Genomic DNA, 13,877 nt, shown 5'->3' with positions numbered 1-13,877 from the left:
TTGTCACCCGAATGGACGGCGCGCCCGGGGAGGGCCGGGGCAGGGCGGGTGCCGGTCGCCATTCCCGGCCGGGAATTGAGCGGTGACCGGGGTCGGCGGCACGGTGGAGGCACACACCGAACGCCACACCACCGGGGGACCGACCATGACCACCACCGCGCCCGCCGCGACCACCGCTGTCCCGACGACCACCACCGCGTTCCCGTCGACGGCGCGCAGCTACCACCTCGGCGAGGGCAGCGGCCTCGACCGGCTGTCGCTGCGCACGGCCCGGCCGAGGACCCCGGGCCCGGGGGAGGTAGCGGTCGCGGTCCGCGCGGTCTCGCTGAGCTTCCGCGAGCTGCTGGTGCTGCGCGGGCAGTACGTGCTGCCGGTCAAGCCGGACGTCGTCCCGGTCTCGGACGGCGCCGGCGAGGTCGTAGCCGTCGGACCGGGCGTCCGGTGGGCGCGCCCGGGGGACCGCGTCACCGCCACCCTGTTCCCGTACTGGCGGGACGGCCGGCTGGCGGCGGACCTGCTGCCGCAGCTCGGCGGCACGCTGGACGGGATGCTGACCGAGCTGGCCGTCCTCCCCGAGCAGGCCCTGCTGCCGGTCCCCGCGCACCTCTCCTACCAGGAGGCGGCCACCCTGCCCTGCGTCGGCCTCACCGCCTGGAACGCGCTGACCGGCGACGGCCGCGGCGTGCGCCCCGGGGAGACCGTCCTGGTCACCGGCTCCGGGGGAGTGTCCCTGTTCACGCTCCAGTACGCCCACGCCCTCGGCGTGCGGGTGATCGCCACCACCGGGAGCCGGGCGAAGGAACAGCGCCTGCGCGACCTGGGCGCCGACGAGGTGGTCAACTACCGGGACCGGCCCGACTGGCACACCGCGGTCCGGGAGCTGACCGGCGGACGCGGCGTCGACCGGGTCGTCGACACCGCCGGGTCGCTGGAGCAGTCGATGAAGGCGCTGGCCGTCGACGGTCACGTCGCCCTCGTCGGCTCCGTCACCGGCGACTGGCGGCCGCTCGACCCGCGGCTGCTCTTCGGCGTCGCCGCGACCCTGCGCGCGGTGGCGGTCGGCAGTTACGCCCAGTTCGCGGCCATGAACGAGTTCGTCGCCGAGCACGCTCTGCGCCCCCTCGTCGACCGGGTCTTCCCGTTCGAGGAGGCCGCCGCGGCCTACGACTACTACGAGCGGGCCAACCCGCTGGGCAAGGTCGTCATCACCGTCGGCTGACCGGTACTCCGTCCTGCCTCGTCACGGCAGGGTGTCCCCGGCGTCCCCGGCCTCCCCCCGCCGCAGCAGGGTGTCGATCCGGGCGGCCACGGCCAGCAGCTCCCGGTCACCGCCGCGCGGTCCGACCAACTGGAGCCCGACCGGCGGTGAGCCGTCGACCGGGAGCGGCACCGTGACCGAGGGCAGCCCCGCGGTGGCCGACGGGGAGGTGTTGCGGATCAGCGTGGGGAACGTGGGCACCTCCCGGCCGTTGAGGGGGAGCGACTCCTCGTGCCGGTGCAGCGGACGGGCGCACACCGGCACGGTGGGGGCGAGGATCGCGTCCACGCCGTTCACCGCGAAGAGTTCGGCGTAGGCGGCCTGCATCGCGCGGCGTTCCGCGACCGCCCCGCGATGCGCGGCCGGCCCCGCGTACGCCGGGCCGGTGGGCAGGGCGGCGGTCCTTAGCAGCTCCGCGACGGCAGGGTCGGCGGCCGCGTCGACCACCTCGGCGGTGGTGCGCCCGATGCGGTGCCCGGCGAGGTAGCGGTCGAAGGCGGCGGCGAACTCCCCGAACACCAGGTGCATCCCGGCCCGGGCGTCGTACTCCACCAGGTGCCCGGTGTCCACCGGGACCCAGACCGTCCGCGTCGTGCTGAGCCGGTCCACGGCCGCCTCCCAGGCAGCCCGGACCGGGGCCTCCAGGTCCTCGGTGAACACGTGCCTCGGCAGGCCGAGCCGGAGCGTGCGGTCGGGGGGCAGCGCGGCCCCGGTGCGGCCGGTGACGAAGGCGTCCAGCGCGGCGAGCCGAGCCAGGGTGCGCGCCATCGGTCCGGGGGTGTCCCGGGTGACCGACAGGGGGGTGACACCGGCCGAGGGGTAGCGCCCGGCGCTCGGGCGCAGGCCGTAGATCCCGTTGAGCGCGGCCGGGATGCCGACGGACCCGCCGGTGTCGGTGCCGAGCCCGGCGTCCACGATGCCCGAGGCCACCGCGGCGGCCGTACCGCCGCTGCTGCCGCCCGCGAACAGGGACGGGTCGGCGCCGTTGCCGACCGCGCCGAAGGTGGGGTTGCCGGAGGTTACCCCCAGCGCCAGCTCGTGCATGTTCGTCTTGCCCAGGACGATCGCGCCGGCCGCGCGCAGCGCCGCGACCACGGGTGCGTCGGCGGCGGGGACGAACCCGGCGAGCGCGGGGCTGCCCGCCGTGTTGGGCAGGCCCGCGACATGGATGTTGTCCTTGACGGCGAGGCACCAGCGGCGGGCGCCGCCGCCGCGCCGGTCGTGGCGGGCCGCCTCCGCCCCGGCCCCCTCGGCGTCGAGGGTGATGAAGGCATTGAGGTGCGCGACGATGGCGGCGCGCTCCAGGGCCGCCGCCACCGCTTCCTGCGCGGGGCCGCGGCCCGCTGCTCCCGGCCCGACCATCCGACCGCGCTCCCCTCGACCGTGCGACCGCTGACTCCGTGCGACGGCTCGCTCCGTGCAACCGCCTGGACCGCAGCCTCGCAGCCGTCCGGGCGGTCGGACGCCCGCGGCGCCCGGCGGGCCGCGATCTCGACAACTTCGTCACAGGAGCATCGGGTTGCGTTCCGGTGGGCCGGATCCTCGGAATCATCCCTGCCGGGCATCGGGGAGATGCCGGTGGACATGATCGTTGGGGGTAACGATGAGTACTCGGACCGCGGACGCGAAGCCGCCGACCAGGCGCCGGCCCGCCGGGGAGAACGCCGCCCGCGCCTTGGCACACGGCCTCTTCCTCCTGGCCGGACTGGCCACCACGGTGCTCGGCTTCAGCTGGTTCGTCGACGCGAACGAGGAGGCGGGCGCCTACCGCACCGCCCCGGCGTGCGGCTCGGCGGCGCACACACCCGGCACGGACTGCGTGCGGCACGAGACCGGCACGGTGACCGCGAGGGGAGCCAGTTCCGTCGGTGACGGCACCGTGTACACGCTGACGGTGGCACGTGGGACGGGCTCCGGCCACCGCTACACGGTCGACTCGGACCTCTACCACGCCACGAAGGTCGGTGCGGACGTGGACCTGACGCTCTATCGGGGGAGGGTGGCCGAGGTCTCGCACGACGGTGCACGGACCTCGCACTCGGGCACGGCCTGGGTGGCATCGCTGGAGGTGGCTCTCCTGGTCGGCCTGGGCGCGGCGCTCGCAGTCATCGGCCTGACCTGGACGCGCTTCATCACCGACGTGGCCTCCTTCGCCTTCGCCATGGGCGGCTTCACCGCCGTCATGGCGTTCGTCGGCAGCCTCACCCTGGTGCCGTCGCAGCTGCCGCTCGCCGCCACCCTGGCCTTTCCCGTGCTCGGCTGGCTGGGCATGACCCTCCTCCCGGCGGTGATCGTCCGGAGCGACTGACGTTCCCGGCCCCGTGCTCCCCGTGCTCCCCGTCCTCCCGGTGCTCCCGTCCTCCCGGCTCTTCCGGACCGCCCTCCGGGACCGGATCCCCGCAGCCGCTTCCCGCCGGCCGTTCGTGGGCGTAGCGTGGCCACACGGTGGTGCGTCCGCCGGGGTGCCGCCGGCCCGTGTCGGCACGCCCTGCCGGAGGCCGCGATGGCAGCAGACCGGATGGCCTTCCTCACCACCCCGCGCGCGGAGCGCGAACGACGGGACGCACGGGAGCGGGTCGACGACTGGCGGGAGGTCTACCGCCCCGGGTCGTTGCTGCCCATCGTCGGCGGGCAGGCCGCCCGCTGCATGGACTGCGGGCTGCCGTTCTGCCACAGTGCCTGCCCGCTCGGCAACCTCGTCCCGGACTGGAACCGGCTGGTGGCCCTGGACGGCTGGCGGGCCGCGGCCGGGCGCCTGCTGGCGACCAACAACTTCCCCGAGTTCACCGGACGGCTCTGCCCGGCCCCCTGCGAGAGCGCCTGCGTGCTCGCCGTCGACGGCGGGGCGCCCGTCACGATCAAGAACATCGAGCTCGCCCTCGCCGACCGCGCCTGGGAGGAGGGCTGGGACCTCCCGCAGCCGCCCGCCAGCACCACGGGCCTGCGGGTGGCGGTGGTCGGCTCCGGTCCGGCGGGCCTCGCCGCCGCCCAGCAGCTCACCCGGGCCGGCCACAGCACCACGGTGTACGAGCGGGCCGACCGCCCCGGCGGGCTGCTGCGCTACGGCATCCCGCCGTTCCGGCTGGAGAAGCACCGGCTGGACCGCCGGCTCGAGCAGATGCGGGCCGAGGGCACCACGTTCCGGACCGGCCTGTGTGTCGGCCGGGACCTCGCGGCCGACGAGCTGCGGGCCGAGTGCGACGCGCTGGTGGTCGCCGTCGGCGCGGGCCTGCGGCGCGAACTGCCGGTGCCCGGGTGCCGGCTCCCGGGCGTCCACCAGGCGATGGCCTATCTGACCGGCGCGAACCGGGTCGACGAGGGCGAACTCCCGGTCGCGCCGGTGTCCGCGGAGGGTCTCCGGGTGGTGATCGTCGGCGGTGGCGACACCGCGGCGGACTGCCTCGGCACCACGCTGCGACAGCGGGCGGCGGCCGTCACCCAGCTCGACATCAACCCGCGCCCGCCCGTGCGCCGGGCCCCCGGACAGCCCTGGCCGGTCCACCCCAAGGTCCACCGGGAGACCACCTCGCACGAGGAGGCGGACGCCACCGGGAGCGGGGTCCGGGTGTTCGCCGCCAGCACGGTCGCCTTCGAGCCCGGCCCGGACGGACGTCTCGCCGCGGTGCGCTTCGCCGACGCCGAGTCGCCCGACCGCACGCCCCGGGCGGGCACCGAGCGGAGCGTCCCGGCCGAACTGGTACTGCTCGCGCTCGGCTTCACCGGCCCCGAGCCGGAGCCCTGGCAGACCGCCGGGCTCGGCCTCGCGGTCGGCCCGGACGGCGCCTTCGCCCGGGACGACGGCTTCGCCGCCGGAACGGCCGGTGTTTTCGTCGCGGGCGACGCGGGGCGCGGTCAGTCGCTGATCGTGTGGGCGATCGCCGAGGGCCGCTCGGCCGCCGCCGCCGTGGACCGCTACCTGCGCGGCCGCACCGAACTGCCCGATCCGATCCGGGCCTCCGCCCGCCGGCTCACGCTGTGACCGGCCGGAGTGTGCTGCACCGAAGTGTCCTCAGGCCCGCGCGCCGGCGTTCGCAGCGGCGTGGGCACCGAGGTTGGCACCGACGTTCGCGCCGGTGTTGGCGAGGAGCAGCCGGGCGACCTCCCGGGCCTCGGCGGCGGGGTCCGGGGTGCGGGTGAGGGCGGCGAGGGTGATCGCCCCCTCGGCGAGCAGGGCCAGGTGGACCCCGGTGCCGGCCGGGCTGCCGGCGTCCTCGGCGAGTCCGGTGAGGTAGTCGCGGAGGGCCTCCTTGTGCCGGCGCGCGGCGGCGGCGACAGCGGGCGCGGTGGCGCCGAGTTCGCCGTAGGAGTTGACGAAGGCGCAGCCCCGGAAGCCGGGCCGGGCGAACCAGTCGCCGAGCCAGTCGTACACGGCGAGCACCCGCTCGGGCGGAGTGCCGGCGACGGCGTCCACATGGTCGGCGAGGTCGGCGAGCCACCGCCGGTCGCGGCGCTCCAGATAGGCCTCGACGAGGTCCTCCTTGGACGGGAAGAGCTGGTAGAGGCGGCGCAGGGTGACGCCGGCGGTGGTACGGACGGCGTCCATGCCGACCGCCTGGACGCCCTGCGCGTAGAACAGCTCCTCGGCCGCGTCGAGGATCCGGGTACGTGCGGCGTCGGTGTCCATCAGCCCTGTCCTTTACATGAGAACCACGGTTCTCATAGAGTAGCGGACACGACGAGAACGACCGTTCTCGCTCGACTGCCGGGGTCGTCCCTCCGGTGTCGTCCCCCGATGTCGTCCCCAGGAGGAGACCGGCATGTCCGAGCAGCGCCCGCCCCTGCCCCCGTTCACCGAGGAGACCGCCCGTGTGAAGGTCCGGGCCGCCGAGGACGGCTGGAACACCCGCGACCCGCAGCGGGTCGCCCTCGCCTACACCCCGGACAGCCGGTGGCGGAACCGCGCCGAGTTCGTCACCGGGCGCGAGGAGATCGCCGCCTTCCTCACCCGCAAGTGGCAGCGTGAGCACGAGTACCGGCTGGTCAAGGAGCTCTGGGCGCACACCGCCGACCGCATCGCGGTCCGTTTCGCCTACGAGTGGCACGACGACGCCGGCCATTGGTACCGCTCCTACGGAAACGAGAACTGGGCGTTCGACCAGGACGGCCTGATGGCGCACCGGCACGCGTCGATCAACGATCTGCCCATCACCGAGGCCGAGCGCCTCTTCCACTGGCCGCTCGGCCGCCGTCCCGACGACCACCCGGGGCTGACCGACCTCGGGCTCTGAGCCCGCTAGCCCGGGGCGACTCAGGTGATCGAGTAGGACAGCTTGACCCGGTCGGAGCTGTCACTGATCCTCAGACGCAGGTAGTAGACGAACTGGCTGTCGTTGCCGTCCGGATGGGTGGAGAGGGTGCAGGCGTCGACCAGCGTCACGGTCAGTGAAGTGGCCTCGGGCGATCCTGCCGGTCCGACCCTGCCGATCGTCTGCTGCGGCGTGATCTGGGAGTCCACCACGTCGCAGCACTGGTGCACGGTGACGCCCACCGACCCGTTGCCGGGGATTCCGTTGGGGTCGTCCAGTTCCGCCAGCAATTGGACGTTGATGGTGGTGCCCGCGGAAGCGCGGAACGCGGGCGAGAACATGGTCACCGTCGTGGAGGCGGTGAACGACTCGCTGATCGGCAGGGAACGGGAACCGCTGCACGACTTGTCCGTCCTCAGATCGAGTTCATCGGACACGGGGGCGTCCTCTCGTGAGGTCGAGGTACCGAATGTCGAGGAAGTGCCGACTTTTTCAGCATCGCCGCAAGGAGCCCGGGCCGCATCTCTGTCGGTCCGGCACGAGCTGCCGGCCCCTCCCTCGACCACCCGACGGCCGGGGGAGGGGCCGGGTCGGAGCGCGGTCCGCGCGGGGTCAGGCGCGGCAGCGCAGCATCGTCAGTGGGGGATTGGCGGCGTAGTCGTCCCAGAACTCCTCGCCGTACTCCCGCACACCGGCCGCCGAGATCTCCAGCGGGACCCAGGTGATCCCGGTGAACCCGGCCGCCCGCAGGCTCCGCTCGTAGACCTCGCGGCCGGGCGGGTTCGCGACGAAGGAGATCGGCGGATCGAGGAGCGCGGTGATCCTCACCCGGGGCCCGATCTCGGAGTCCTCGCCGAGCGATTCGCAGAGGAAGCCGTACTTGGCCAGGGACGGTCCGTCGAAGCGGTAGTCCGGGTGCTGTCCGAAGGCGAAGAACTCGGCCCCGGCCGCCATGCTCCGGTGGATATTGCGGCACATCCGCTCGATGGTGGCGACGTCGTCGGCGTAGTTGAAGAGCTGGACGGCGACCGCGATGTCGAACGGCTCCTCGAAGGCGCGCAGTTCGGCGACGTCGCCGAGCTCGTAGCGCACGCCCAGCGGGTCGGCGTCCTCCCGTGCCCGGGCTGCCTCGACCATCGCGGAGGAGATGTCGACGCCGAGGACGCGGGAGGCGCCGCGGCGCTTGAACTCCCGGCTGTAGAAGCCGGTTCCGGAGGCGAGGTCGAGGACCGACCTGCCCTCGACGTCGCCGACCAGGCCGAGGAAGCCGGGCACCTCCCCGTAGCGGGCGAGCGGCAGGGTCTTGAAGCCCTCGAACGCCTCGCCGATCCCGTCGTACAGCTGACCGCTCATCGCGTCGGTCCCCCTCTGTTCGGTCCGTGGCGGCGGCCTTCGGAACGGGCCGCGGCCTCCGGCGGGAAGTCTGCCGCCCGCCCGCCGGGCCGGCGAACTGGCGGAAACCCCGAACTTGGTGCGGCCAGGGGCGGTTCGGTTCTCGTGTTCGTCCCGACCGGAGCCGGGGCCGCTGCACCTTCACGGCCCCGAGCCGACACACCGACCCTCGACACCTCGACACACGGACACGCTGACTGCCCGGCGGCACTGTTCAGTCCAGCAGCACACCGGGGTTGAGGATGCCGTGCGGGTCGAGGGCGCCCTTGACGGCGCGCAGGGCCAGGGCGAACGGCTCCGGACGCTGGCGGTCGTAGCCGGGGCGGTGGTCGCGGCCGACGGCGTGGTGGTGGGTGACCGTGGCGCGGTGGCGGTGCAGGACGTCGGTGGCGGCGGCCTTGATGTCGTCCCAGACGGCGACCTCGTCGCCGGGGCGTCCGGCCACCGCGACGGTGAAGTAGGGTGCGGCGCCGTCCGGGTAGACGTGGGTGAGACGGCAGTTGACGGTGGCCGCCTGTCCGGTGGCCGCGCGGGCGGCGGCGCCGACCTCGGCGCGGACGGCTTCGATCAGGGCGGGGATCCGGTCCCAGGTGGCGGCGGTCTCGAAGGTCTCGACCACGGCGCCCATCCGGGCCAGCCCGTCGCGGAGATAGGGCATCCGCAGGAACGCCGAACGCCAGGCGCCCACGGCGCCGCCGTCCGACCCGTCCGCCCCGTCCGATCTGTCCGCCCCGAGCCGTCCGCCGTGGTCGCGGGCCAGCTCGACGGCGGCGGCGAGCCGGTCGTCGACGGGCCCGGTGGCGGATTCGAAGCCCAGGACCAGGACGCTCGATCCGTCCTTCGACGCGCGGGAGAACAGGGCTTCGCCGGGGTCGAGCAGCCGGCAGTTGGCCGGGGCGAGGTCGGTCTGCGCGACGGTGCGCACGGCGTCCAGCGCGCGCCGGAAGTCGGTGAAGGCCAGCGCGGCGGAAGCCTTGTGACGGGGGCGTTCCTGCACTCGCATCCAGGCCTCGGTGATGACGCCGAGGGTACCCTCCGAGCCGAGGAAGAGCCGGTCTGGCGAGGGGCCGGCCCCGGACGCCGGCAGTCGCCAGGAGGTGCTGGTCCCGGCGGGGGTGACCACGCGCAGGGACTGCACGAAGTCGTCGATGCGGGTGCGCCCGGTGGCGTAGTGGCCGCCGGCGCGGGTGGCCAGCCAGCCGCCGAGGGTGGAGAACTCGAAGCTCTGCGGGAAGTGGCGTAGGGTCAGGCCGTGGGGCCGCAACTGGTCCTCCAGGACGGGACCGAGAGCCCCGGCCTGGATTCGGGCGGAGCGGCCGGTCGGGTCGACCTCCAGGACGCGGTCCATCGAGGTCAGGTCGAGCGACAGCACGGCGCGGTGGGCGTCGCCGCGGTACTCCACCCCGCCGACCACCGAGGACCCGCCGCCGAACGGAACGACCGCCACCCCGTGCGCGCCGGCCCAGTCGAGCAGGTCGGCCACCTCCTGGTCGCCGGTCGGGCGGGCGACCAGGTCCGGGATCCGGCCCGGGCGGCCGCGCAGGGCGCGGGCGATGTCGCGGTAGGCCTTGCCCATGGCGTGGGCGGCACGGTCGTCGGGGTCGCCGCTGACGAGGCGGGCCAGGGAAGGCGGTGGCGTCACGGCGGGCCGGCCGACGGCGAGGTCGGCGACCCGGGGGACCGGCAGCGGGCGGGCCAGGGTGCCCGGCAGCAGGGCGCCCAGCGCGAGGCACTCGGCCTCGTCGGGGTGGGCGTCCTGATAGCCCCAGCCCCACCAGGACCGGAGGCGGGGGACGGTCTCGGCGGCAGGCGTCATGAGGCAGCTCCGGGGGGATCCGATGAACTTACCGATCAGTAAATTACCCTAAGGTAAGATAAGTTCTATGACAATGCTTCCCACCAGGGCCGGCACCAAGGGCATGCCGAGGGCCGAGCGTGAACGACAGGTTCTCGCCGCGGCCACCGAGGAGTTCGGCCGACGCGGCTACGAGGCCACCACCATGGCCACCGTCGCCGCCCGGGTGGGCGTCACCAAACCCCTGCTGCACCAGTACTTCGGCAGTAAGCAGGACCTCTTCCTCGGCTGCCTCGAACCGGTCGGCGACCGGCTGCTGACAGCCGTCCGGACCGCCATGGCCGACCACGACAACGGCGCACCCCCCACACCCCTGCGCGTGCTGCGCGCCCTCTTCGACGCCCTCGACGGGCAGCGCGAGGCCTGGTTCGTCCTCTACGACTCCTCGCTGCCGCCCGGCAGCGAGGCCGCCCACCGCGCCGCCCACTACCGCGACGCCATCGACGAGCTCGCCGCCACCGGCACCGCCGACCTCCTGCACAGCACCGGATCCGACGACCCCCTCGACGCCGACGCCCTCAAGTACGCCTGGCGCGGCCTGTGCACCACCCTCGTCCGCTGGTGGATCGAGCACCCCGACCAGACCCCCGAGGCCATGGCAGGACGCTGCGCCCGGATCTTCGCCACCGCCCGGGCCGTCGGTCCCGGCTGAGGGCCCGGCCGCGAACCACCGTCGGGCAGCACCGCCGCGAACCACCGCCGGGCGGCCGGCAGAGCCGACCGCCCGACGGTGTTCGGCGGATGTCAGCGGCGGGAGCGCCGCGCCGCCACCAGCAGGCCACCGAGGCCGAGGAACAACACGGTGACCAGCAGCGCCGGCTTCGGGCTGCCGGTGCCCGTGGGCGGCAGCGGAGGCCGGGTCGTCGGGCTGGGGCTCGGGCTCGGCAGCCTGCGGACCGTGGTGCTGGTCGAGCAGTTGCCGCTCGTGCTCACCGCTGCCCGCCGCGCGACGTCCCCGCCACCGGCCCCGCCGACGTTCCCGCCGTCGGAGCAGTTGGACCCGTCGGCGGACAGCCGGTTGACGAGCGTCGCGCCACCGGCCCCGGGCTTCACGGTGACGGTGTAGCTGAGCGTCGCCGTCGCTCCGGGCCGGAGGTCGAGCGTCCACGTCAGGCGAGGCGCCGCGTAGGCCGTCCGCCCGGTGTCGGCGCGGGCGTCCAGACCGTAGACCGCTCCGTCCAGGACCCCGGAGAGGTCGTCGGTGACGACGGCGCCGAAGTACGTGCCACTGGCCCGGTTGGTGGCGGTGACGGTGTACGTGACCCGGTCACCGGCCTTCGGGTCCGTCGGCGTCGCGTGCTTGCTGAGTAGCAGGTCGTGCCGAACGGTGACCGGCACGGTGGGGGTGGCCACCGCGGTGCGGTCGGTCGCGTCAGGATCCGGCCCGCCCGTCACCACCACTGTGTTGACCGGGACGGCCGTGACCTCCGCGTCCAGCGTTCCGGTGAGCGTCCAACCCGCCGTCCCGCCGACCGGGATCTCGACGGCCGGGCAGGTCGCCGTCCCGCCGGTGAGAGGGCAGGCGGTGCCGTCGTCCGCCGCCATCGAGGCGTCGTTCACCCCTGCGGGCACCCGGTCGGTGACGACGACGTTCCGCGCCCGCGACGGCCCGTGGTTGGTCACCGTCACCCGCCACTGGATCCGCTGCCCGGCGACGACCGGGTCGGTCAGCAGCACCTTGGCCACGCTCAGCCGTGCCTGCGCCGACGGCGACTCCGAGGGGGAGGCGACCGCGGTGTGCGTGGGCGTGGCCGGGTCGGGCCCGCCGGTGACCGTCACGGTGTTGGTCGGTGTGACGGTGGCGGCGGCGTCCAACGTGCCGGTCAGGGTCCAGGTCCGGGTTTCCCCGACCGGGATCCCGACGGCTGGGCAGGTGGCCGTCCCGTCCGCGATCGGGCAGACGGCGCCGTCGTCCGCCGCCATCGAGGTGTCGTTCACCGCTGCGGGCACCCGGTCCGTGACAACCACGTCACGGGCCACGGACGGGCCCCGGTTGGTCACCGAGACCTGCCACTGGATCCGCTGCCCGGGCACGACCGGATCGGTCAGCAGAACCTTGGAGACCGAGAGGCGGGCCTCCTGCACCGGCTCGCCCGTCGGGCTGGCGACGGCGGTATGCGTCGGAGTGGCCGGATCGGGCCCGCCGGTCACGGTGACGGTGTTGGTCGGCGTGACGGCGGCATCAGGGCCGAGCGTGCCGGTCAGGGTCCAGGTCCGCGTCTCCCCGGCCGCGATCTCCACGGCCGGGCAGGTCGCCGTCCCGCCGGTGATCGGGCAGGTGGTTCCGTCGTCCGCCGTCATCGTGGCGCCGTCGACCCCTGCGGGCACCGGGTCGGTGACGACGACGTTCCGGGCCCGCGAGGGGCCGTTGTTGGTGACGGTGACCCGCCACTGGATCTGCTGTCCCGGCACGACCGGGTCGGTCACCAGGATCTTCGCGACGACGAGGTTGGCCTGCGGTTCGGGACTTGCGCTCGGCGAGGCGACCGCGGTGTGCGTGGGCGTGGCCGGGTCGGGTCCGCCGGTGACCACCACCGCGTTCGTCGGCGTCACGGTCGCGTCCGGGGCGAGCGTCGCGGTCAGCGTGTACGAGGCGGTCTGTCCGACCTCCAGCTCGATCGCCGGGCAGACCGCAACACCGTCGGTGATCGGGCAGGCGGACGCGTCGCCGTCCGACTGGAGGACGGCGTTGGAGAGCCCGTTCGGGATCCGATCGGTGATCACGACATTGCGCGCCTTGGACGGACCGTTGTTGGTCACCGTGACTCGCCACTGGATGACCTCCCCCGGAACGACCGGGTCGGTCACCAGCACCTTGGCGACGGTCAGACTCGCCTGCGGTGTCGGCGAGTTGGTCGGCGAGGCCACCGCGGTGTGCGTGGGTGTGGCCGGGTCGGGCCCGCCGGTGACGACCGCCGTGTTGGTCGGAGTGACGGTCGCGTCCTGCATCAGAGTGCCGCTCAGCGTGTAGGAGACCGTCTGCCCGACCTCCAGCTCGACCGCCGGGCAGACCGGCGTCCCGTCCGTGATCGGACACACCCTCCCGTCGGCGGCCGTCATGCTCGGCCCGCCGACCCCGTCCGGCACCCGGTCGGTGACGACGACGTCGCGGGCGCGGGAGGGGCCGTTGTTGGTGACGCTGACCTGCCACTGGATCTGCTGGCCGGGGATGACGGGGTTGGTGAGCAGGACCTTGGTGACGGTGAGGTTCGCTTGCGGTGTGGGCGAGTTGGTGAGCGAGGCGACGGCTGTGTGTGTGGGTGTGGCGGGGTCGGGGCCGCCGGTGACCGTGGCGGTGTTGGTCGGTGTGACCGTGGCGTCCTGGGCCAGCGCGCCGGTGAGGGTCCACGTGAGGGTCTGCCCGGCGGGGATCTCCACGGCCGGACAGGTTGCCGTTCCAGCCTTGATCGGGCAAGGCGTGTTGTCGGCGTCGGCCTTCATACTCGCACCGGTCACGCCCGCCGGAACGGTGTCGGTGACGACGACGTCACGGGCGCGGGAGGGTCCGTTGTTGGTGACGGTGACCTGCCACTGGATCTGCTGCCCGGGGACGACGGGGTTGGTCAGCAGCACCTTCGACACGGTGAGGTTTGCCTGCGGCGAGGGGGAGTTGGTCGGCGAGGCGACGGCCGTGTGGGTGGACACCGAAGGGTCGGGCCCACCGGTGACCGTCACCGTGTTGGTCGGCGTCACGGTCGCGTTGGTGTCGAGCGTGCCGGTGAGCGTCCACGTCATCGACGAGCCGGCCGGGATCTCGACGGCGGGGCAGGTGGCCGTGCCGTTGCTGATCGGGCAGTTGGTTCCGTCGGCGGCCGTCATCGCCGGGTTGGTGACACCTGCCGGAACGGTGTCGGTGACGACGACGTCGCGGGCGCGCGAGGGGCCGTTATTGGTGACGCTGACGCGCCACTGGATCTGTTGCCCGGGGACGACCGGGTTGGTGAGCAGGACCTTGGCCACCGTGAGGTTGGCCTGCGGTGTCGGCGACTTGGTCGGCGAGGCGACGGCGGTGTGGGTCGGGGTCGCAGGGTCGGGGCCACCGGTCACCGTCACGGTGTTGGTCGGTGTGACGGTCGCGTTGGCGTCGAGGGTGCCGGTGAGCGTCCATGTCACCGACGAGGCGGCC

Annotated in this window: 11 protein-coding genes; 5 read left to right on the top strand and 6 right to left on the bottom strand. The window is 73.9% G+C overall.

What is annotated here, in order from left to right:
- The first annotated feature begins 145 nt into the window (after positions 1-145).
- The gene (locus ADK60_RS36075) at positions 146-1,219 is read left to right on the top strand and encodes a zinc-dependent alcohol dehydrogenase family protein (RefSeq protein ID WP_079008989.1); all 1,074 of its coding nucleotides are present in this window, start codon (positions 146-148) and stop codon (positions 1,217-1,219) included.
- Positions 1,220-1,240: 21 nt separating this feature from the next.
- Here the strand turns inward: ADK60_RS36075 and ADK60_RS36070 are convergent, their stop codons facing one another.
- Positions 1,241-2,620: an amidase family protein gene (locus ADK60_RS36070; RefSeq protein WP_063783369.1), complete on the bottom strand. Its 1,380-nt coding sequence runs from the start codon at positions 2,618-2,620 to the stop codon at positions 1,241-1,243.
- Between the two features lie 241 nt (positions 2,621-2,861).
- Between ADK60_RS36070 and ADK60_RS36065 the strand changes: the two genes are divergently transcribed.
- Both ADK60_RS36065 and ADK60_RS36060 read left to right on the top strand, forming a co-directional pair.
- The gene (locus tag ADK60_RS36065) at positions 2,862-3,566 is read left to right on the top strand and encodes a hypothetical protein (RefSeq protein WP_053651064.1); all 705 of its coding nucleotides are present in this window, start codon (positions 2,862-2,864) and stop codon (positions 3,564-3,566) included.
- Positions 3,567-3,761: 195 nt separating this feature from the next.
- Entirely contained in the window at positions 3,762-5,237 is a 1,476-nt protein-coding gene (locus ADK60_RS36060) for a glutamate synthase subunit beta (RefSeq protein ID WP_053651063.1), read from the top strand.
- Between the two features lie 30 nt (positions 5,238-5,267).
- Here ADK60_RS36060 and ADK60_RS36055 read toward each other — a convergent pair whose 3' ends face one another.
- Complete coding sequence (locus ADK60_RS36055) at positions 5,268-5,882, bottom strand: TetR/AcrR family transcriptional regulator (protein ID WP_053651062.1); 615 nt, start codon at positions 5,880-5,882, stop codon at positions 5,268-5,270.
- Between the two features lie 133 nt (positions 5,883-6,015).
- On the opposite strand from ADK60_RS36055, the gene ADK60_RS36050 reads away from it, so the two are divergent.
- Positions 6,016-6,486, top strand: a complete 471-nt coding sequence (locus ADK60_RS36050) for a nuclear transport factor 2 family protein (RefSeq protein WP_053651061.1) — start codon at positions 6,016-6,018, stop codon at positions 6,484-6,486.
- A 20-nt stretch (positions 6,487-6,506) separates the two neighbouring features.
- Here ADK60_RS36050 and ADK60_RS36045 read toward each other — a convergent pair whose 3' ends face one another.
- The 3 genes from ADK60_RS36045 to ADK60_RS36035 form a co-directional block, all read right to left on the bottom strand.
- Positions 6,507-6,941, bottom strand: a complete 435-nt coding sequence (locus ADK60_RS36045) for a hypothetical protein (RefSeq protein WP_053651060.1) — start codon at positions 6,939-6,941, stop codon at positions 6,507-6,509.
- Between the two features lie 175 nt (positions 6,942-7,116).
- Positions 7,117-7,857: a class I SAM-dependent methyltransferase gene (locus tag ADK60_RS36040; RefSeq protein WP_053651059.1), complete on the bottom strand. Its 741-nt coding sequence runs from the start codon at positions 7,855-7,857 to the stop codon at positions 7,117-7,119.
- Between the two features lie 253 nt (positions 7,858-8,110).
- On the bottom strand, positions 8,111-9,712 hold the full coding sequence (locus tag ADK60_RS36035; protein WP_053651058.1) for an FAD-binding oxidoreductase: 1,602 nt from the start codon (positions 9,710-9,712) through the stop codon (positions 8,111-8,113).
- A 67-nt stretch (positions 9,713-9,779) separates the two neighbouring features.
- Here ADK60_RS36035 and ADK60_RS36030 point away from each other — a divergent pair, with 67 nt between their 5' ends.
- On the top strand, positions 9,780-10,403 hold the full coding sequence (locus ADK60_RS36030; RefSeq protein WP_053651057.1) for a TetR/AcrR family transcriptional regulator: 624 nt from the start codon (positions 9,780-9,782) through the stop codon (positions 10,401-10,403).
- Positions 10,404-10,495: 92 nt separating this feature from the next.
- On the opposite strand, the gene ADK60_RS36025 is transcribed toward ADK60_RS36030, so the two are convergent.
- A partial coding sequence (locus ADK60_RS36025; RefSeq protein WP_159400719.1) for a DUF7927 domain-containing protein occupies positions 10,496-13,877 on the bottom strand: 3,382 nt, incomplete at its 5' end.

Source organism: Streptomyces sp. XY431, assembly GCF_001279805.1.
Classification (GTDB): Bacteria; Actinomycetota; Actinomycetes; order Streptomycetales; family Streptomycetaceae; genus Kitasatospora; species Kitasatospora purpeofusca.
This window is presented reverse-complemented; position numbering and strand designations above follow the sequence as displayed.